Origin of the sequence: Caballeronia udeis (assembly GCF_001544555.2) — a bacterium.
Lineage (GTDB): Bacteria > Pseudomonadota > Gammaproteobacteria > Burkholderiales > Burkholderiaceae > Caballeronia > Caballeronia udeis.
On the sequence record NZ_FCOK02000048.1, the window covers coordinates 1 to 19,854 of the forward strand.

Sequence of the window (19,854 nt, forward strand, 5' to 3'; positions counted from 1 at the left end):
TCAACGTGGTAATCGTGGCGCTAGCGAACAAGATCGCTAGAACCATCTGGGCACTTCTCGCCCACGACAGGCAGTACGGCAGAGAGTACGTAAGCTCGAAACCTCTTTAAAAAATTTGCGTTACAAAGGAGCTGTTCTCACAGGAGGCACCTCGACAGGTTGCGTTGGCAATCGCGTGCAATGACAAGATAGGTCGGACCGGGGCTCCCTAAACCTGGGTATGACGAAGAGCCTTCAGCTCGACACGGAAATGAGGTGGGGGTCAGCGGATTTCATCGGCCCGCAGCCGAATGATTGGCTGCAACAGGCCGGATATAAAGCAGCAACCGCCCCATCAAGTCATGCACACGAAAAACCTTCGCAAAAAGGGAGGCGTCCATATAAAAGTCATACCAATACCAGCGTACGGAGCAACTGATGACTTCAGTTGGAAAACGGTGACAGTGATCAAGGGATTTCGGTTTGCCCATCGCACCATCTTACGTGGCCGACCCGATAACCTGACAATTCCTCCTCTCGACCCCAGCTAGGCCAAGGCCAGCAGCTCGGGGGGGGGGCCGCACTGCCTTGCCATAGCGCGCCAAACTCGGCAATCGACCGCATGCGGGATTGTCATTCCGAAGCGATCAGACCGCATTAAATAGGCCGCACACGCGTGACCCCGTGCTATCTGCTCAGCACGAAATAGGTCGGATTGACGCTGCTACTTTGGCTTCGTTGCACGACTGCATGTGGGCCGACTCATTCCTGCTTCTGAAACTGCCCGATGACGTGATCCGCCTCTCCTGTGCAGACACAGAGAACGCGACACGGGCCGTCCGATACTGCAATGTAAGCGTGTCCCATGCTGCTATCGATGTAGACCGACTCACCGGACTTTAGCCGCACTGGAGCATAGAACTCCGAGTGAAACTCGATTTCCCCCTCCAGCACATAGGTAAATTCCTCGCCGGCATGCTTGATCAGGCCGCCAAATTCGGCGACGAACTCCTGAACGGAGCGGGCACGGACCTCGGTAATCAAAGGTACCAGTTGTTTGTTGAGCAGTTCCACTGCCAGAAACGTTTGCGGATAGGAATCGGTCTGCACGACCAGACCCTCACCGAGTCGCTGGACAACACGTCTGCCCGGACCCGGAACCGACGGAGCAGCTTCGGTTTCCGTGCTGTCAGCGAGAAGGCCCAGCAATTCCGACATGTTGATGCCTAACCCGACGCTCATAAGCGAAAGCTTTTCGTAGGACATGGAGGCCCGTCCCATCTCAAGTTTCGAGATGGTCGAGACGGCAAGCCCGGTCCGTTCGCTGACTTCCTGCAACGTCAGCCCGAGCTTGTTCCGCAGGGCGCGAACGGCTTGACCGGGCTTGTTCAGACCGGGTGGATCGTGGGTAGCGAGATTTTTCCTCATAGGTAAACAGTATGCCAAAAAAATCGCTACATCCACATTACGATGAAAATTATTTAAATTAGAAAAAAATATTCAATTAAGAAAATTGTTGGTGTAATGTATTGTCCATGCCGTCGCAGCTCTGGCTGCAGCGTGAAGGTTCGGCAAGCGAGTAGTCAAGCTTTCTCTGGTGCTTTCGAAGGGTTGCCGCATCTGGCCGGTGAACGCAGAGGGAGCAGATCGGTGAGCGAGACAGGCATAGGAAATAGCGCTTCGGTAGCGTCGACACGCGCGGGTGCTTGCAGGAGACACAAATGAAATTCGCAGGTCAGCAGCAGCATTCTGCAAATCGATTCATCGGTATCGGATTCGTCGCACTACTACACGTTCTGATCGTCTATATCTTGTTGAATGGTCTCGCCTCCAAAGTGGTCGAGGTGATTCGAAAGCCTATCGAAACGAGGATCATCGAAGAAGCGAAACCACTGCCGCCGCCCAAGCCGGCCATTGCATTGCCGCCACCGCCGAAATTCGCACCTCCGCCGCCGTTCATTCCTCCTCCTGAAGTGGTGGTTCCGGTGCAGCCGCAGCAGTCAGTTGTGGTGCAGCGTTCGCCGGTTCCGCAGCAGAGCACACCCATGCCTGCGCCTGCCGTTGCGGCACCACCTGCGCATACGGTGCATACGGAAGTCGGCGTGGTGTGTCCGAATTCGCAGCAGGTCAGGCAGTCGATGCATTACCCGCGCGAAGCTCTGCGCGACAACATTACAGGGGAGGTGTTGGTGGAATTCGTTGTGGACGCGCACGGCAATATGGAGAACGTACAGGTCGTGAAGTCCGCTGATCCAGTCCTCGACCGGGCCGCTGTGAATGCGGTCAAACAGTTTAACTGCGTCGCGCAAGGCGAGGACGTCCGTGTGCAGGTGCCGTTCTCGTTCAACCTGAACTGAAGGTCGTGCCAAGTAATGCAGGCGGGCGCTGCTTGCCATGTTTATGAATTGGAATGATGACCCTGGAGTTATGACATGAAGATCCCGCGTTTGGCCGCTATTGCGGCAAGCACCATTTTTGCCTTTACCCCGGTTGCGTTGTTTACCGGAGCAGGGCTGGCATATGCGCAATCTGGCGGCAATACGACCGCTGCCCCGGCGGCAACTGCGCTCGCTGCACCGGCGACAGTCGCGGTGGCCGACCTGGCCGTTCCGCCGCCAGCGGTGGCTGCGACCGAGGCGGTCTCGAACCCGTACGGGCTCGATGCGCTGTGGAAGGGCGGTGACATCGTCGCGCGGAGCACGCTCGTCATTCTGGTGATCATGTCGATGGGCAGTTGGTACATCATGGTGACCAAGTTTTTCGAACAATTCCGCGCAAATCGTCGTGCTCGCTCAGCGGATGAGAAGGTGTGGGATGCAGAGTCGCTCGAAGCGGGGGTACAGCAACTCGACGAAGGCAGCCCGTTTCGTTACATCGCAGGTAGCGGGATCGAAGCCAGTCGTCATCACGAAGGGGTGCTGCTTGAAAAGGTCGATCTCAACACCTGGATCGGCGTGTCGATCGAGCGAGCAACCACTGTCGTATCCAACCGCTTGCAGGATGGTCTCGCCTTTCTCGCGACGGTCGGCTCGACGGCGCCATTTGTGGGTCTGTTTGGTACTGTCTGGGGTATCTATCACGCGCTGACTGCAATTGGCATTGCGGGGCAAGCGTCTATCGACAAGGTGGCGGGCCCTGTGGGCGAGGCGCTCATCATGACGGCGATCGGCCTTGCGGTTGCTGTGCCGGCGGTGCTCGGCTATAACTTCCTCGTGCGCCGTAACAAGGCAGTAATGGAGCGTGTGCGAGGCTTCGGTGCGCAACTGCATACGGTATTGTTGAGCGGTGCGGCCACTGCCACGAATGTTTCTTCGCACTCTAAGTCTGCGGACGCGGCCATGCACCGGTCCGTGAAAGCAGCGACTTCGTAAACGGAGCAGGTCATGGCGATGAGTGCAGGGCAAGGCAGCGAAGAGCACGACGAGGTGATGTCGTCAATTAACACCACGCCGCTGGTGGACGTGATGCTGGTTTTGCTCATCATCTTTCTGCTCACTATTCCGGTAGTCACGCACAGCGTGAACGTCAAGTTGCCGACGCAGACGGTGCAACCATTGCAGACGACGCCACAAAACATCGTGCTCGCGGTTAATCGGGATGGTGACGTGTTCTGGTCGGAGCACCACATTGACATGCCGACGCTAGTCGCGCGGCTGAAGCAGGCTGCCGTGCAGCAACCACAGCCGGAGATTCACATCCGGGGTGATGAAAATGCGCGTTACGAATTTGTCGGTAAGGTCGTGGTGGCGTGCGAGCGCGCAGGCATTGTGAAGGTGGACTTTATTACTAATCCGGCTGCGCGCGGCGGGTGAGGAGGCAGAAATGGGAATGAATATTTCGACGAATGGCGATCAGGATCCCGAAGTAATGGTCGAGATCAACACCACGCCGTTGATCGATGTCATGCTGGTGCTGCTCATCATGCTGATCATCACGATTCCGATTCAGACACATGCAGTAAAAATGAACTTGCCTGTGGGGACGCCGCCCCCGGTCGTAAAGGTGCCGACAGTCGTGGAGATCGACGTGGACTTCGACGGCACCATCAGCTGGAATGGTGCACCCGTGGCGGACTTGGCGGTGCTTGATCAGCACCTGAAGGATGTGGCGGCCGAGGCGGATCAGCCGGAGCTTCACCTCAGACCCAACCGGCTGGTGCCGTACCGCAGTGTTGCAGCCGTGATGGCGGCGGCGCAACGCCTTGGGGCCACCAAAATCGCGCTCGTCGGCAACGAGCAATTCATGCAGTAGAAATGCCTGAGACGGGTGGAAAATGAGTCGTAAATTTGTATCTGGAAGCATGTCATTCGCGTTGCTGGGCACGCTGCTTCTCGCGATCGGTGGGATCACGGTTCTGGTTAGCGAACCGGTGGTGTCGGCCGAGACGCTTCGGCCGGAAGTGGCAAAGCCGCTGCAGGCTGCACGCATGCTGTACCAGGATCATCGCTACAAGGATGCGCTGGCGAGCGTAGCCCAAGCAGAGGCCGTGCCGGGCAAGACGCCGTACGAAAACGATGTCATCGCGCAGATGGGAGGCGCCGCTGCTGTTGCGGCCGGCGAGCTTGCCGTGGCGGCGCGCGAATACGGATTTCTGATCCAGAGTGGCCGTCAGCCGGTCGCGGAGCAGCAGAAAATGATGGCAGCACTGGCCAGTCTGGCTTATCAGCAGGGCAATTACGCGCAGGCCGCGCAATGGGGCCAGCGCTATCAGGGCGTGGGGACGGGCGACCCGCATATGAGGACATTGCTCGCCCAGTCTTACTACATGGCGAACAATTGTGACGCGGTCGAAAAGGCCCTCCAACCTGCAATGAACGCAGAGGGTCGCGCCGGGAGTGCGCCTGTCGTGGACGATCTGAAACTGCTGGGGAGTTGTTATCAGAAGCAGGAAAACAACCACGGCTACATCGCTGTGCTGGAGCAGCTCGTCGAATACTATCCGACGCCTGTCTATTGGGGCGAACTCCTTGACCGTCTGCAGGCGGATCCGAAGTATTCGGGTCGGTTCGAACTGGATGTCTATCGCCTCAGGCGGGCAACAGGCAGTCTGAATAGTGCCGACGACTATATGCAGATGGCACAACTCGCGATTCTTGCGGGGCATGGAGCAGAAGCTTCGAGCGTTGTTACGCAGGGGGTCGATTCTGGCGTGTTGGGCAAAGGCGCGGACGCCGGGCGCGTGCAGCGGCTCAAGAGCCTGGCCACCAAGACGGCCGCGCGGCCGCTGCCCACCGCCACTGCGGGAAACGGACCCGCGCTCATCGAAGCTGGCTTCGATGAAGCTCTTTCGGGACGCTATCTGCAAGGCATAGGTTTGATGGAGACGGGTCTTGCGAAAGGTGGTCTTGCAGATGTCAATGAAGCGAGGTTGCATCTTGGCATCGTCTACTATCTTGCGGGGCAAAAGGCGAAAGCCCTGAATGTATTTGGGGCTGTCACAGGTGATGGCGAAGCCGCAGCACTGGCGCGGCTATGGAACCTCGCCGTGCGCGGCGGATGAGTACCGTTATTCCGCGCAACGTCTGCTGCCGAACCCGGTGTAGACAAATCGGGCGCGCGCTGGAATACCGTCAACTCGCGGTCGGCTTGGCGTGGACGCGGCGAAATGTCAGGCATGAAACGAGCGACCCAGCAAACCACATCTTTCACCTGCAGCCCGCTGTCTTAGGTGGGCTACGGCTTCCCGCTCGCTGCGATCAGCTATTTGTGGAGCTGTACTACCGTTTACTGCTCGGCCTACGCATGTTCGAGGAAGTGCTCGCCGCACGCGGCATGGAGCTTATATAAGAGACGGCGTAGTTTTGGTCGGTGAAGTTTGGGCTGGGCGGCTCCCGGCGCATCCGCTCTACACCGTGTTGGATCGGGCAGCGAATGGCACCTTGATAAAGTGGTCGTCACGATTAACGGTCGAAGCACTGACTTTGGCTTGCGGTGCACCGGCTGGACCTATGACTGATGTGCTTTTGCAAAACAGACGCGACAGGCACGTGGCCAAGCGGCTCATGCGCAAGCTGTTAAGGAAGCACGTGCACTTATCACCGGTTGTAAGCCGTCAGGTAGAGGGAACCGAGCCTCCGTTTGCAAATTTATTCGACTACGGTATGACGGAATGGATTGATCGAGTAACAGCCGGTGGCCCCGCTCGTTACGGAATGCTTGAGTCGTATCTCAATTGCAACGCCGGGTTTTACATCGTTCAAGCCGATGACAAAGTAGAGTCGCGTTTTGTAGTCTTAACTTGAAACAGTTCATACGCACTTGCAAATGCGGGCCATTTGTTGCGGCGAGGGATTCCCTATGAACGTGAGCATGCCGTTCCTGCGCAGATATCTGAAATATGACCGGGGGCAGGACGGCTTCAGGTTTTCTTTTGGACGAGCGACGCACCTTCAACTTAACCAAAAACCACACTAGTAGGTAACGGTATGACAACGAGAAAGCCAGTAAAGCTGTTCCTTGGAATGTTGGCCCATGAAACAAACACGTTCTCGCCTGTTCCCACCGGACGGAGAAATTTTGAACAGGCTGTTTTTTATCGTCTAGGCGATGAACTGGATGGCAATCAAGTAGCTCACTTTCCCGCGTATAGCGACATTCTTGATATAGCGAAACAACGTGGTGACACGTTATTGTGTGGGTTGGCTGCCTGGACGCAGCCCTCTGGTCCAACCTCGCGTGCGGGTTATGAAAGTTTGCGTGAGGAATTATTAGATGGGCTGCGTGCATCAGGTGAAATTGATGGCGTACTTCTCGTTTTGCATGGCGCGATGGTTGCGGAAGGCTACCACGATTGCGAGGGCGATCTTCTTGCCCGGGTACGTCAAATCGTTGGGCCGTCGGTGCCGATCGGAGCACTGCTTGACCTACATGGTAACGTTTCCGATGCAATGATTGCGAGCGGAGCGATTCTTGTAGCGTGTAAGGAATATCCTCACATCGACTATCCTGCGCGTGCAAAAGAACTGTATGGAATAATGCTTGATGTCATTGCTGGCGGTGTGATGCCGACATGTCATTTTCAGTCGCTTCCGATGTTGGGGTTGTTTGGAACAACTGAGCAGCCAATGTCCGGTTTTGTTAAGAGGTTATCAATGCTGGAAGGCAAGAATGGAATCTTGTCTATTTCGGCAATGCACGGTTTCCCTTGGTCTGATACCGAACATACATGCGCTTCGATAATCGTTGTTAGCGACGACTCGAAGGAGGATCGCACGCAGATACTCGCGAGTAGTTTGGCAGCGGAGTTGTTCGAATTGCGTGAGAGGGCAACGGTAACTCGATACGATGTGTCGGACGCGCTGGACGTCTGTGGTCGACTTGCGACGCCTGATGGTCCGGTGATATTGGCCGACAGTTCCGATAATCCCGGCGGAGGTGCTGCTTGTGACAGTACGTTCATTCTTCGAGAAATGTTAAAGAGGAAGGTCGAAGACGCAGCAGTAGGTATGATTTGGGATCCCCAAGCTGCCATACTTGCCGCAGATGCTGGCGTGGGCTCAACGCTGCAAATCCGGATAGGCGGAAAAACTGGTCCTCTTTCTGGCATGCCCGTAGACATCGAAGCGACGGTATTGGCTGTGCGCGACAATGCTACTCAGCGTGGGCTTGGCGGCAAGGTGCGCGATCCGCTTGGGCTCGCAGTCGCTCTTAAGACAGGATCAATTGTAATTATCGTCAATTCAATCAGGCAGCAGGTATTCTCGCCGGACTGTTTCACTGAGCTTGGGATAGAAATTCACGCAAAGAGGCTCGTGGTTGTAAAGTCATCGCAGCATTTCCGAGCCGCTTTCGATCCTATTGCGTCGACCACTGTTTACTGCAACGCCCCGGGGTCGCTCGACATTAACCTTTCGGCGCTATCTTACAAATTTCTAAGGCGGCCAATTTGGCCACTTGACCAAATGTCCGCCGGTTGACAGTAGTTCGTCGCCTGATCACGCTTTGGGCCGGCTAGGAGGCTACTACTTCGGCCCCTTCGTTTGGCAGGTCACATCGTTTCGAGAACTTATTCCGCATCTTCTGGCTGGCGGATTCGCCCCTGGTCCTGATCGCAGTCGCCGTAGCCCGTTTCCGCCGGTCGGATGTATTCACGCCGTTCTTGATCGGCCGGTCGTGACCGAGGATTATTGAGCCTCCCTTGCTTTGGCTTTCGAAGCCGTGTGCTTCTTCCGCCTCCTCCTGAGCTTCGACAACGCGTCGTCGTTCTTGGCCCCCCACGCATATAGCATCTCGATCGGCTCGATGAAGAGCCGGCCCATGGGCGTCAGGGAGTATTCGACCATCGGTGGGACAACCGGATAGACCTTCCGATGGATCAGCCCGTCTCGCTCCATCTCGCGTAGCGTCTGCGTGAGCATCTTCTTCGAGCACCCCGGTAGGCTCCGCGCCAAGGCGCTGGTTCGGCACCTGCCGCCGTTGAAGTGCAGCGAGTGGAGCACCATCGTCGTCCACTTGACACTGAAAAGCTCCAGCACGCGGCGGGGTGCGCAATCCTCGTCGAGTATGATCGGCTCGAATTTTGGCATCGTCATGGTTCCCAGATGGTGACTACGTCCCTACATTGTGCCTTCTTGACGCAGGTGTACCAAGACTCTAGATTTCTCGTGGTGCATGGAGCCGCCATTTAAGGGTATTTATCCGCGGCCATGGCCGATTCACGACCACGCGGGAACGGTACATGCCATCGCATCAAGCTGAGGTATCGAAGTTACGCGAGGCAGCGGCCCGGTTGCCCTGATCGTGGGGGCGACGCACCTTAAAATCGCCCGATCGTTGCCTCAAAGACCGGGTCCATTTGAGAGTAGAGAGCACGCTTGAGGAAAAGTCACCATGGCGACAGAAAGAATCCGTGTTGGCATCATTGGAGCAAATGTACGCAACGGCTGGGGGCGCGACGCCCACATCCCGGGCTTGAGCGCGCTTCCTGAGTTCGAGATCACAGCGGTCAGCACGAGCCGCCAAGAAACCGCAGACGAAACGGCAAAGCATTTCGGGATTCCGCACGCTTTTGCCGACCCCTACAAGATGGTCCAGCATCCCGACGTAGACCTGGTCTCGATTTGTGTGCGGGTACCTTTTCACCATCAGTTGGGGATGGCTGCTTTGAATGCCGGCAAGCATCTCTACTGCGAGTGGCCGCTCGGGGCCAACACAGAGCAGGCTCAAGAGATGCGTGATTTGGCCGTATGTAACGGCGTCCATCATATGGTGGGACTACAAGCCCGCGGAGCCCGCGAGTTCAATCGCGTCAAAGACCTGGTTGCCGAGGGGTACATTGGCAAGGTGCTTTCATGCACGATGATCGTAACGACGCCAACGTGGGGCACCGAATTCACGCTTGACTGGGCATATATGGCGGACCGTTCGAATGGCAATACTTTATTGACCAGCGTCGGGGGGCACTCAATCGACGCGCTGTGCTTCTGCCTTGGGGAGTTCAAGGAGCTGTCCAGCGTCGTGGCCAATCAGCGCCAACAAATTAAGATCGCTGAGACAGGCGAGACGATCCAGATGAACTCTCCCAACCAGGTGCTCCTCAGCGGCGTCCTCCATAGTGGCGCGATCGCATCAGTCCATCTCAAAGGTGGCTTCGTTAAAGGGACGGGGTTCCTGTTCGAGATCCACGGCACCGAGGGCGACCTCGCTATCGTGCCGGCAGACCCTCGTCAAGAGACTTACATACAGGTCTCCGAGTTCACTGTGCGCGGCTCGCGAGGGGGTAAACCCATGGCGGATCTCTCGATACCGGAGCGCTATCGCTGGGTTCCGCCCGCAGTCCCGGCAGGGCTTCCTTTCAACGTTGCGCGACTGTACATGCGGATGGCTGAAGGCATTCGCGAAGGAAAGTCCGTCAGCCCAGACTTTGATGTGGCCGTCAAACGCCATCAGTTGCTTGACGTGATCCAGAAGGCGTCCGACACCGGGATCCGCCAGATTCTTTAGCGACAATCGCCCGACTGTCGGTAACAGTCTTCTAGGGTGGCCCGATATGGAAATAGCCGTGTCGGACGGCGTTGCGTTTCAGCAATGAGCGAGCGGTGACATGCCCGTTAATCCGGCTATTACGTCATTCCTCAATATCTCATATATTGAAATGTATTCCTAAATAATAGATCGTGCATCGATACAAAAACATCATGTTTTAGGGCTCGTGCGCATCTATGATTGGGCGAAGGATTGAATGAGTCCGTCCAAGCTACCCTGGACGAGATGGTGGGATCTCGTGTTTGGCATAATTGACGGCGTTATTGAATAAAGAAAATTATGAGCAAAGCGCCCCGGCGTTCGCTACTTTTCAGACTTTCACGGACACCGGCATACCGAGATTGGATAGCTTCGCAAGCGACGGATATGTTCAAGCCTTGAACCGGCTGGCGCGAAACGGATAGGGATCGATCAATAACGATTCTCCCGTCATCATCTCGGCAACGAGGCGACCGGTGACGGCGCCCAGCGTAAATCCGTGATGGGCGTGACCGAATGCGAACCAGAGATCTCTGTGACGGCTTGCGGGGCCGATGACCGGCATCATATCGGGTGTGCAGGGACGTCCTCCCATCCACGGCTCACTGTCGATACGCGCCCCAAGCGGGAACAGCGTGCGCGCAATCGGTTCGACAGCATCGAGTTGCGTTGGCGTTCGGGGCGCATCGCGATGCGCGAGTTCGGCCCCTGTAGTCAACCTGATGCCGCGAGCCATCGGAGCGATCACATAGCCGTGCTCGACGTCGAGCACCGGATGGTTCAGACGCGCGTCCGGCTTGGCCTCGTAGTGCATGTGATAGCCGCGTTTGACGGCCAGCGGAAAGCGGTAACCCAGCCGTGAGGTCACCTGGTCGGACCACGGTCCCATCGCCAGAACCACCGACGTGCCTTCGATCTGCCCCTCATGCGTGTACACCTTCCACTTGTCCTTGAGAGTAGTGCCGTCGCCCAAGAAAAAGCGGCCGCCTAGTTTTTCGAAATACCTTGCATAGGCGGTCACCAGCGCGTTCGGATCGCTTACCGAATCTGGTGCGACATATCGGAGGCCGCCCAGTAGCGAAGAATCCAGATCCGGTTCGGTCTGGCGCAAGCGCGCGGCGTTGAGCGCATCAAATTCAATGCCGAATTCACGAAGCCATCGCTCAGCGAGATGCGTTTCCTGGTCCTGTTGCGCTGCGCTTCTAAAAACCTTCATCCAGCCGATTGGACGCAGCAACTCACTCGCGCCGGCCTCCTGTGCAAGCGCCCGGTGCTCGGTTACGCAATGTTCGATCAGCGTTGCGTAGGTGCGGGCGATGGCCGCATGCGTCCTTGGGCGCGAATTGCGCCAGTACTTCCACAGAAAAGGCGCGAGCTTAAACATCACGTTCGGGTGGTATCGAATGTCGGGCGACTGGTTACGGGCGTAGCGCAAGAGCGTCCGTAACCCACGCGGAAACGCGTAGGGATAGACGCCTTCGCGCTGGATCAGCCCCGCGTTGCCGAACGACGTCTCATAACCCGGCTGCCTGAGATCCACGAGCGCGACCGAGCGGCCGCGTTTTTGCAGGTGTGCGGCGACCGACACGCCGACGATACCGGCGCCGAGCACGATGGTATCGAACTTCATCGGGAGTTCCTTATGATTGACCCGTCGCGCGCCAATGCCGTTACGGCAATTTCGACGTCACAGCCCGGCTTCATCAGCAGCGACTGGACGCATGCGCGTGTAGGCGCATGGCCATCGGATATCCATGCGTCCCAGACTGCGTTGAATTCGGCGAAGTGCTTGGGATCGGTCAACCAGATGTTGGCGGAGACGAGTCGCGTTTTGTCCACGCTCGCTGTGGCGAGCAGCGTGTCGATGCGATTCAGGATGTTGATGGTCTGCTCGGTGATCGACGCGTCGGCGATGTCGGGAACTTGGCCAGCGAGATGCACTGAGCCATTGGCGATTACGACCTGACTCATGCGCGAGCTGGTTTCAAGGCGTTGGATTTCGTGTGACATGGTGTCTAGTGGTGCGGGGGAGGTGTAGACAACTGATGTATTTGACGGTCTTCGGCCGCGGTCGTGACGGCGTGCGGCGGGCCAATCCTGGGACAGCTGTTTCGGGCACTGCCGGCATAGCTCAGATAGTGTCCGCGCGAGGGCCAGCGGGGTCATCGGTCGTCAGTGGAGGCGGAGCATAGACTCCATATATATGTGTGCCGAGACAGGCAATGAGCAGGGGGACCAGAGGGCCGATCAGGCCGGACAAGGCGATACTTTGATGTAACGCGGGGCTGACTGGTGCATCTGCCTGATAGCCGATGATCGACAGGAGGCCGCCCGAGACCACGCCTCCGAGCGAGCTTCCGAGTTTTTGCGCTGTCAGGAACATGCCCAGGTAAAGCCCGAGAGAGGGGCCGCCCTGAAACGACTTCGCGGTGTCGAGCGCGGCGGCCTGCAGGGCTATGCCGACGATCGTGTTGAAGATGCCGAATACTGCGCCGCAGATGACGATCACGGGTATCGACACATAGACAAGTCCGGACCAGTAAAAGACAAAGGTTGCTGCGAGACCGAGAAGACCGATGCGCAGCGTTTTACTGCTATCTAAGCGACGTAGTACGGGAACGGCAAGCGGAAGGCCGGCGAAGCCGCCGATCAGTATCGGCCCTATGAGCAGGAACAGGTCCTCGGCAGAGCGTCCAAGCAGATATCGGTTTTCGTAGGTAAGCAGTGCATTCAGACAGCCTCCGGCTGTGCCGAGCATGATCACCACGACGACGATTGCAAGGAAGGCCCAATTGCGCGCGATCGCGGCAATGCCTTGACGCAGCGACATTTCCGCGCGGGCTTCTGACAATGCAGCGGGCTGTGCGGGAGCGTTGCGAACGGCCCCGTAAAAGCAGACGAACATGAGCGCCATAGCCAGCGCGACCATCACGGCCATGTTGCGGTAGCCGTGCTCACCGCTACCGCCAACCCGGATCATGAACGGCATGCAAACGACCAAACCAATCGTCGCGAGGCTTGCGCCGAGCGTCGAGAACGTGAGCAGTTTGTTGCGCTGGACGGCATCGGCGGCCAGATCGCCGGCGAGCGCGAAATAAGTGACACCGAATACGGTAAAGGCGGTGGCCTGCAGGACTTGGATCACCACGTAGAACGCGGCAAGCAGCGGTTTCGAGGTAAGCGCTGGATGAAAGAACGTCATGGGGAGAAGCACGACGAGCGCCAGCGCACTCCACATCCCGACGCGCAGACGACCGTGCGCGCGCAATGCCAACTGGTCCGAATAGCGTCCGATCGGCATGTCGACCAACACGTCCCATAGCTTGGGCAGCGCCAGTACGAGTCCCGCCACCCAAGGCTCGAGGCGGACGAATTCTGTGAGGAAATACAGCAGCAGCATGGAGGCGGGGACCACGGCGAGCGAGTTGGCGAAGCCCCCCGCGCCGTACCCACAGAGGCGCATGGGGCCGATACTGCGGCTGGAATGCGAAGTAGATGGCATGCCGACTTCCTGTGGAGCATCCGGATGAATGCGGGTTGTTAGCCCGGCCGATAAGGGCACGGTGATTAATTTTCCATCATAATGCCAAAAAGGAAAAATATTTACAATATAGAAAATAATGTTCTATTTCTCTATTTGATTGCTGTGATAGCGTGCCCGCTCTGCTACGACAGTTGGCCGACGGGCAGGTCAAAATGTTCGACCACAGCAACCCGCCGTTTCAGGACTGGCGAACACCCTGCCATCTACCATCTGCCGCCTTTCGAGCAGATCCGATGCGAACACACCGCCCCGCTTTCGTTGCGGTTTTCGAGCATCATCTGGTGGAAATCGATGCCCTAGCTGAAAAATCCTTCAGCGTCCACATTCGACAATTCCGTGATGGCTCGATGCCGCCGGCGCGAGGCTGGATCGTGTGCGGCTGGCCTTTGAACCCTGCGTGCTCCCGAGTCGCCATCCGACTTGCAGATGGCGCCGCGCAAAATGGTGCCGCTGCTGGCGGCGTACGACAGCAAGGTCACGTTCTTTGCCAGGCTCGATGCCGTTCACCAGTACGCTGACACTGGATCTGAGCGAATAGAAGCACTGTCTGCTGCAACGCCTGCATATCGATTTCGTCCGCGAACGGCACGCTGCAAGGGTTTGCGCGAGAGCGTTTCGCGGCTATCGCTACTCGACTTGCCGATCCGCAGACGCAGTTCGTGCAGAACATACTTGCCGACGAATCGATCTATCAGTTGCCGCCGACGGCCGAAGAGGAATTGACCGGCCACCCGATTTCCAGCGCCAGTAAGCACGCAGCGCCGCGAAGGAGCGCGATGCGTATGGCTACGTGATCACGCTCTCGCGCTCGCCTTGCCGTGTGTGTCTTCGGTGGCCCCTGATAATTAAATTATCCCATTGTGAAAGATTTTCTTTATTGGATAATTTTGGCAATATACTGCTTTCTACTGCGCGCCCGTCCGGCGCCAAACACTGTGGAGACGAACAATGGTGGGTCCAGAACTGGTCAGCGCACTCGACGCAATGTTTTTGCCATTCAACCGCAGCGATGCGCCCGGCCTGACGGTTGGCATTGCTCAGCATGGCAAGGTGCTGTACCGGCAGGGCTTCGGGCTCGCGAGCGTGGAGCACGCCGTGGCGAATACGCCGACCACCCGCTTGCGGATCGGCTCGACCAGCAAGCACTTCACCGGTCTGCTGGCGCTGCTGCTGGCAGAGGACGGCAAACTCGATCTCGACGCGTCGATTCGCAGCTATATTGCCGAACTCACCGGCCCGGGCGGCGACCCTACGCTCCGGCAACTCCTCCAGCACCGTGGCGGCTCGCGTTGCTATCTTGATGTTGGCTTCCTGTCCCGCGGCCTGGCGGTACCGGCGAAGGGAACCGCACTGGCCACGCAGGTGCGCCAGACGGGCCGCAACTTCGCGCCGGGCGAGGCGATGATTTATAACAACGGCGGCTATCATCTGGTCTCGATCGCCATCGAACGGGTGGGTGGCGCGTCGTTTGAGGAGCAGTTGAAGCAGCGACTGTTCAATCCCCTTGGCATGGTCAACACTGCCTCGATCCAGAGCGACTATGTGATCACGCCCGGCATCGCGACCATGCATACGCGAGCGCCGGACGGCGGCTGGCGGCGTGGTCTGTTTATGTCGGAGGAGATTCGTGGCGAAGGCGCGATTGTTTCGACGGTCGACGACATGCTGCGCTGGGCCGAGCATCTTCGCACGCGGGACAAGTTCGGCTCGCCGGCGACCTGGGCCGCGCTGACAGAGCTGCCAACCTTTCCGGATGGAAGCGTCGGCAGCTACGCGCTGGGTCTGATGATCCACTCCTATCGGGGCGTGCGCATCGTCCATCATGCTGGAGGTGTAGTGGGCGGGTCGAGTCAGTTGCTCACGGCTCCCGATCATGGACTGGAGATCGTGATCCTGGCCAACGGTGCTCGCGGATGCAATCCGGTCGAACTGGCCGAGCAGGCGCTGGACCTTATCCTGGCCGAGCATCTGGCCGAGCGAACGCCCACGATCGCGGCGGCGGATTACCAGGATCTGCTTGGCGACTGGTGGTCAGCGGATACCGGAATGATCTACAGCCTGATTGACGAGAAGGAGGTGCTGAAGCTGTCAGTGTGCTGTTCTGCGCAGACCCTTCCGCTGGAGAGGGGCACCGGTGGCCAGGTCGTCTCGCCATGCATGACCATCGGTGACATCGTGATCGGGCTGGATGAGGCGGCGCGGGGTGGCGAGCTGACGGTCAGGTTCGGCGGGCAATCGGCGGTCTACCGCAGGGTGTCGAAAGATACCGCCGACGTTGAAGCCTTCGCGACGGCGGCCGTCGGGCAGTACTACAGCGCTGATGCTGACTGCACGGCCGTTGTCGTACGGGACGGCGAACGCTTCGTGCTCCGCTGCGGCGACCCATACGGGCAGATCGAGAACGAGCTGATTTGCCTGGGAGAGATGGTTGCGTACTCCGTGCGCCCACTGATGGGTGGTTTCAGCGCGTTGATTTTTGCAAAGCAGGACGGGCGGATGACTGGTTTCCGGCTCAACTCAGGGCGCACACGGAATCTCACATTCGAGCGCAAGCAGGACAACTGAGCGCCTGTCTGGTCCACGCGTTTGCCGGCATGCGCGAACTCATGCATGCCGGTAGCGGGATTGGGTGGGCTGGCAGCCATGGCGCATGGCTTGCGCGATGGAACGGAAACATGACCTGAGCTTGCCGATGAGTGGCGATGTCCTTGCTGCGCAGATATGACCGGCGTTGCGTTGAGGGCGAAACGCGTCGGGACTCGACGACTTCCTTGCAACGATTGAAGCAGTCGTTCAAAGAGCGCAAATGTTGAAAATTCGCGCGAGTTCGTCGCGTGACTACAGGCCTTGCGCCGCTAGAACGACCATCATGTTAAGGACTCCCCGGTTTTCGTCAAACAGGGCCGCGGAATTTCGCCGTTCGCCGTGCTCGGTCGCGCCATCGATTTCGCTTTTGCGTGACAAAGGTTTCCATCGGAAATCGACCTCCTCCGGTTGAAATTTCATTTGCCACCCGCATCGCTGACGTTAACGTACAGGTGCTGCGCGAAGAGCGCAAAGCCAAGTTTTGGGCGTTTCAGATCCGCAATGATCCTGTTCCGGAACTCATCGTGTCGCGATTGGCGCGGTGCCCGATTCAGCCGCCATGCAGAGAGACTTTCCACCACCGTTCAGCCTCGTGCACCGACCATCCAAGTCCGGGTCGCAACCTGCGAGGAACAGCGTGCGGCTGACGTTGCGTCCTCGTAGACGATCAATAACTGTTTGAAACATCGTCGTCCGATCGGGTGCGCTTGATTTGACCGCCCAAAACCGAGTTGTGCCCTGGCGATGCGCTCGACCTTCAATCCGAGGCGCTATGTCTTTGCGGGTTATCCATGGTGACAAAAATACACCGTATTTTTGAAAAAGTTTCTTTTATGGATAATTTTTGCTACTTTGCGTCTGTGGCACCGGTGTCAAGGGCAGCGAGATTCTGCCGGGCCACCTCACTCAGCCGGCTAACCGCTGGATCCCGGAACGCAAGAAGGAGACCCCACAGTGGGCGCAAATAACAATCGGAACAGGCCCCGTCGGGGAAGGCATCACAACGGCGACGATATCGTTCGTCCGGTGGGCGGGCGCTATGCATCGCTGATCGTCGGGCCCGCGATTGGGCTAACGGTACTATGCGCGCATGCGCAAACGGCGCCCTCGAACACTGCGCCTGATGCAGCGCCGGTCGCGGCAAGCGCCCCGGGTGCGGCGGAACCGGACAAGCCGAAAACGGCCCGCAAGAGCAAGGTGGCATCCGACACCACTACGCTGAATACTGTCGAGATCACGGCGAACCGGCGCAGGGAGCCGGCGCGTGAAGTGCCGATGCAGGTGAATGCGTTGAGCGCGCAGGAACTGCAACGTAAGGGCGATCAGTCGGTGCGCGATTACCTGAAAGAGCAGCCGGGTGTATCACTGGTTTCGGGGGGCAATGGTGCTGGTAACAATATCAGCATGCGAGGAGTGACAACCGGCAGTGACATCGGACCGACGGTCGGAGTGTACGTGGATGAGGTGCCGTTTGGCTCCAGCACAAACTATGGTGGCGGTGCATCACATGCCTTGGACATGGCCCTGCTGGACCTGAACCACGTCGAGTTGCTGCGGGGACCGCAGGGCACGCTGTACGGCGCTGGAGCAATGGGAGGCCTGCTGAAGTACGTGACCAACGAGCCGGACACTGAGGGAGGCCTTAGCGGCCGCGCTGGTGTCATGTTCTCCGGCACCGAGCATGGCGGGTTCAACCATACCGAAGACGCAGTCGTGAACGTGCCGATCAAGCAGGATGTCGCTGCGTTTCGGGTAAGCGCGTTCAACCAGCAGGACGCCGGATACGTCAATCGCATTGGCAGCGATCCGGAGAAAGGGGTGGACGGCACCACCACGCGGGGCGGCCGGGCATCGCTGACGGTGACGCCAACCAGAGACCTGACGATACGCCTGACCGCGACCACGCAGCAGATCAAGAGCGATGGCTCGAGCCTGGTCGATTACAATTTCACAACGCGGCAACCCATATTTGGCGACCTTACGCAGAGCCGGCAGGCCAACGAACCGTACTCCCAACTGATCGAACTGTACTCCGCGAACATTGAGTACGATTTCGGCTGGGCGCGTCTGAATTCCATCTCTGCCTATCAGACCGTACGCAACTCTAATCTGTCCGACGGTACGTCAACCTTTGTTCCCTTGGCGAACTCCGTGGTTGGTGCGCCGATGTTTACGTCGGGCATTGAGCAGTTTGCTCTTTCAACCGACAAGTTTACGCAGGAATTGCGCCTGACTTCTCCGGCCAATCGCAAGCTCGAATGGATCGCGGGACTTTTTTTTACGGACGAACGTAGCACGAACGATCAGATTCTCAACGTCACGGGACCCGAGGCGTTTCTCAATCTGGTCTCGGCACAGCTTCCGTCGACCTACCGGGAATACGCGGGCTACGGCGACCTGACCTATCACTTTACCTCCCGGTTATCGGCAACAGCCGGTTTGCGGATTGCCCACAACGATCAGACATTTACCGAGAACGTGTCGGGTCCGTTTTCAGGAGGAGCGACCAGCAAGTCCGCCCAGTCCGCCGATACAAGCAAGACGTATCTCTTCACGCTCGACTATCTGCTGACCCAGAACAGCAGCGTGTACGGACGCGTCGCCAGCGGCTATCGCCCGGGTGGCCCACAACCGAGCGTGCTTGATGTCACTACCGGGAAAATGTCGTCGGCAACATTCCAACCCGACACGCTGACCAGCTATGAGTTGGGCTACAAGGCTGATTTCCTGGAAAAACGCGCGTCGATATCCCTTTCCGCGTTCGACATCGAGTGGAAGGACATTCAACTCTTTAACGTGGTCGATGGTCTTAATTTGATAACCAACGGCGCCAAGGCACGGTCGAAGGGCCTGGAGTTCTTTGGCTCCCTGGTCCCGACCCCGCAGTGGCACCTGGGCATGGGCCTCGCTTATACCGATGCCCGGCTGACGCAGGACGTGACTGGCATTGGGGCAAGGTCTGGCGACCGCTTGCCGAATACGCCTGCGCTCTCGGTCGCAGCCAACCTCGACTATCTCTTCAACGTCGGCTCATATCGCGCGTACTTGGGGGCAACCGAGAGCTATGTCGGACGACGCACTTCAGGTTTTCCCAATAGCCAGTCCACGCCGAACTTCGAGCTGCCGGCATATGTAGCGACAGATCTTCGTGCCGGCATCGACCTTCGCAAAGCGAACGTATCCCTGTTTGTTCATAACCTGTTCAACCGGCGTGGTATGCAAAGCGCCAGCAATTCTTTCGTCCAGCTCGGCGGCCCTAGCCAGATCTTGTTCATCCAGCCGCTGACGATTGGCATGCAGGTCGACGTGCCGTTCTGAACGGGTATCGGGAGCATGTCGCCGATGGCCTCGACTTATTGGAAGACGGTCCATCGGCAACATATATGCAACCTGCAGTCGCGCCAGTGCGACGCCTGGTTCTGAGCAAAAGAGCAATGGCAAGTCCTGAGATGAGTGTTCGTATTAGTGCGCTCGACGATATTTTTTAATCTTTCCATCCTGGTAATGTGGGCTTTGTCGCGATCTGGATCGGGGGTGAACAACATCGATATGCGAAGTACTGCTTATATTGTGAGATCGTGGAATTGATCCGCGGCGGGTTGATCGGTTCCGCGAGCGCACTTCATCTTTGCTTTGGCGACCATGTACATAACCTCAGTGCCGGCCACAAGGATCCGGGCACAGTGGGCCGAGTTCGTCGCTTCGAGCGCGATGAGATTGGCGCCTCTGTTGTCGATGGTTACCGTCTAACAGAGACGCCGCATCTCCGCTATCAGGTCTTT

14 protein-coding genes and 2 pseudogenes are annotated in these 19,854 nt (G+C 57.9%); 10 read left to right on the plus strand and 6 right to left on the minus strand.

What is annotated here, in order from left to right:
- A pseudogene (locus AWB69_RS48015) lies at window positions 1-110 on the plus strand (IS110 family transposase); the annotation flags it as partial.
- A gap of 631 nt (window positions 111-741) precedes the next feature.
- Here the strand turns inward: AWB69_RS48015 and AWB69_RS28165 are convergent.
- On the minus strand, window positions 742-1,443 hold the full coding sequence (locus tag AWB69_RS28165) for a helix-turn-helix domain-containing protein (protein WP_197500344.1): 702 nt from the start codon (window positions 1,441-1,443) through the stop codon (window positions 742-744).
- Window positions 1,444-1,700: 257 nt separating this feature from the next.
- Between AWB69_RS28165 and AWB69_RS28170 the strand changes: the two genes are divergently transcribed.
- From AWB69_RS28170 to AWB69_RS28205, 6 genes are all read left to right on the plus strand, one after another.
- Window positions 1,701-2,336, plus strand: a complete 636-nt coding sequence (locus AWB69_RS28170) for an energy transducer TonB (RefSeq protein ID WP_062090124.1) — start codon at window positions 1,701-1,703, stop codon at window positions 2,334-2,336.
- Window positions 2,337-2,411: 75 nt separating this feature from the next.
- A complete protein-coding gene (locus tag AWB69_RS28175) occupies window positions 2,412-3,350 on the plus strand; it encodes a MotA/TolQ/ExbB proton channel family protein (protein WP_062090125.1) in 939 nt (312 codons plus the stop codon).
- 12 nt (window positions 3,351-3,362) lie between these two features.
- Window positions 3,363-3,791, plus strand: a complete 429-nt coding sequence (locus AWB69_RS28180; RefSeq protein ID WP_062090126.1) for an ExbD/TolR family protein — start codon at window positions 3,363-3,365, stop codon at window positions 3,789-3,791.
- A 10-nt stretch (window positions 3,792-3,801) separates the two neighbouring features.
- The gene (locus AWB69_RS28185) at window positions 3,802-4,230 is read left to right on the plus strand and encodes an ExbD/TolR family protein (RefSeq protein ID WP_062090127.1); all 429 of its coding nucleotides are present in this window, start codon (window positions 3,802-3,804) and stop codon (window positions 4,228-4,230) included.
- A 22-nt stretch (window positions 4,231-4,252) separates the two neighbouring features.
- On the plus strand, window positions 4,253-5,479 hold the full coding sequence (locus tag AWB69_RS28190) for a tetratricopeptide repeat protein (protein ID WP_063977934.1): 1,227 nt from the start codon (window positions 4,253-4,255) through the stop codon (window positions 5,477-5,479).
- A 925-nt stretch (window positions 5,480-6,404) separates the two neighbouring features.
- On the plus strand, window positions 6,405-7,895 hold the full coding sequence (locus AWB69_RS28205; RefSeq protein WP_063977935.1) for a M81 family metallopeptidase: 1,491 nt from the start codon (window positions 6,405-6,407) through the stop codon (window positions 7,893-7,895).
- 207 nt (window positions 7,896-8,102) lie between these two features.
- On the opposite strand, the gene AWB69_RS28210 is transcribed toward AWB69_RS28205, so the two are convergent.
- Window positions 8,103-8,504, minus strand: coding sequence for a winged helix-turn-helix transcriptional regulator (locus AWB69_RS28210; protein ID WP_197500345.1), 402 nt, complete (start codon window positions 8,502-8,504; stop codon window positions 8,103-8,105).
- Between the two features lie 304 nt (window positions 8,505-8,808).
- On the opposite strand from AWB69_RS28210, the gene AWB69_RS28215 reads away from it, so the two are divergent.
- The gene (locus AWB69_RS28215) at window positions 8,809-9,921 is read left to right on the plus strand and encodes a Gfo/Idh/MocA family protein (RefSeq protein ID WP_062090132.1); all 1,113 of its coding nucleotides are present in this window, start codon (window positions 8,809-8,811) and stop codon (window positions 9,919-9,921) included.
- Window positions 9,922-10,333: 412 nt separating this feature from the next.
- On the opposite strand, the gene AWB69_RS28220 is transcribed toward AWB69_RS28215, so the two are convergent.
- The 3 genes from AWB69_RS28220 to AWB69_RS28230 all read right to left on the minus strand — a co-directional run bounded on the left by AWB69_RS28220 (window position 10,334) and on the right by AWB69_RS28230 (window position 13,444).
- A complete protein-coding gene (locus tag AWB69_RS28220; protein ID WP_062090133.1) occupies window positions 10,334-11,572 on the minus strand; it encodes an NAD(P)/FAD-dependent oxidoreductase in 1,239 nt (412 codons plus the stop codon).
- Window positions 11,569-11,952: a RidA family protein gene (locus AWB69_RS28225; protein WP_062090134.1), complete on the minus strand. Its 384-nt coding sequence runs from the start codon at window positions 11,950-11,952 to the stop codon at window positions 11,569-11,571. The genes AWB69_RS28220 and AWB69_RS28225 overlap by 4 nt, the downstream gene beginning before the upstream one ends.
- A gap of 121 nt (window positions 11,953-12,073) precedes the next feature.
- Window positions 12,074-13,444 (minus strand): MFS transporter, encoded by a 1,371-nt coding sequence (locus AWB69_RS28230; protein WP_062090135.1) that lies wholly within the window; start codon window positions 13,442-13,444, stop codon window positions 12,074-12,076.
- Window positions 13,445-14,434: 990 nt separating this feature from the next.
- On the opposite strand from AWB69_RS28230, the gene AWB69_RS28235 reads away from it, so the two are divergent.
- Entirely contained in the window at window positions 14,435-16,051 is a 1,617-nt protein-coding gene (locus AWB69_RS28235; protein WP_062090136.1) for a serine hydrolase domain-containing protein, read from the plus strand.
- A 975-nt stretch (window positions 16,052-17,026) separates the two neighbouring features.
- Window positions 17,027-19,390 carry a TonB-dependent receptor gene (locus AWB69_RS28240; RefSeq protein WP_231937265.1) on the plus strand — a complete coding sequence of 788 codons (2,364 nt, stop codon included), beginning with the start codon at window positions 17,027-17,029 and terminating at the stop codon, window positions 19,388-19,390.
- A 245-nt stretch (window positions 19,391-19,635) separates the two neighbouring features.
- On the opposite strand, the pseudogene AWB69_RS50875 reads toward AWB69_RS28240, so the two are convergent.
- Window positions 19,636-19,818 (minus strand): annotated as a pseudogene (locus tag AWB69_RS50875) (IS6 family transposase); the annotation flags it as partial.
- Window positions 19,819-19,854: the final 36 nt, after the last annotated feature.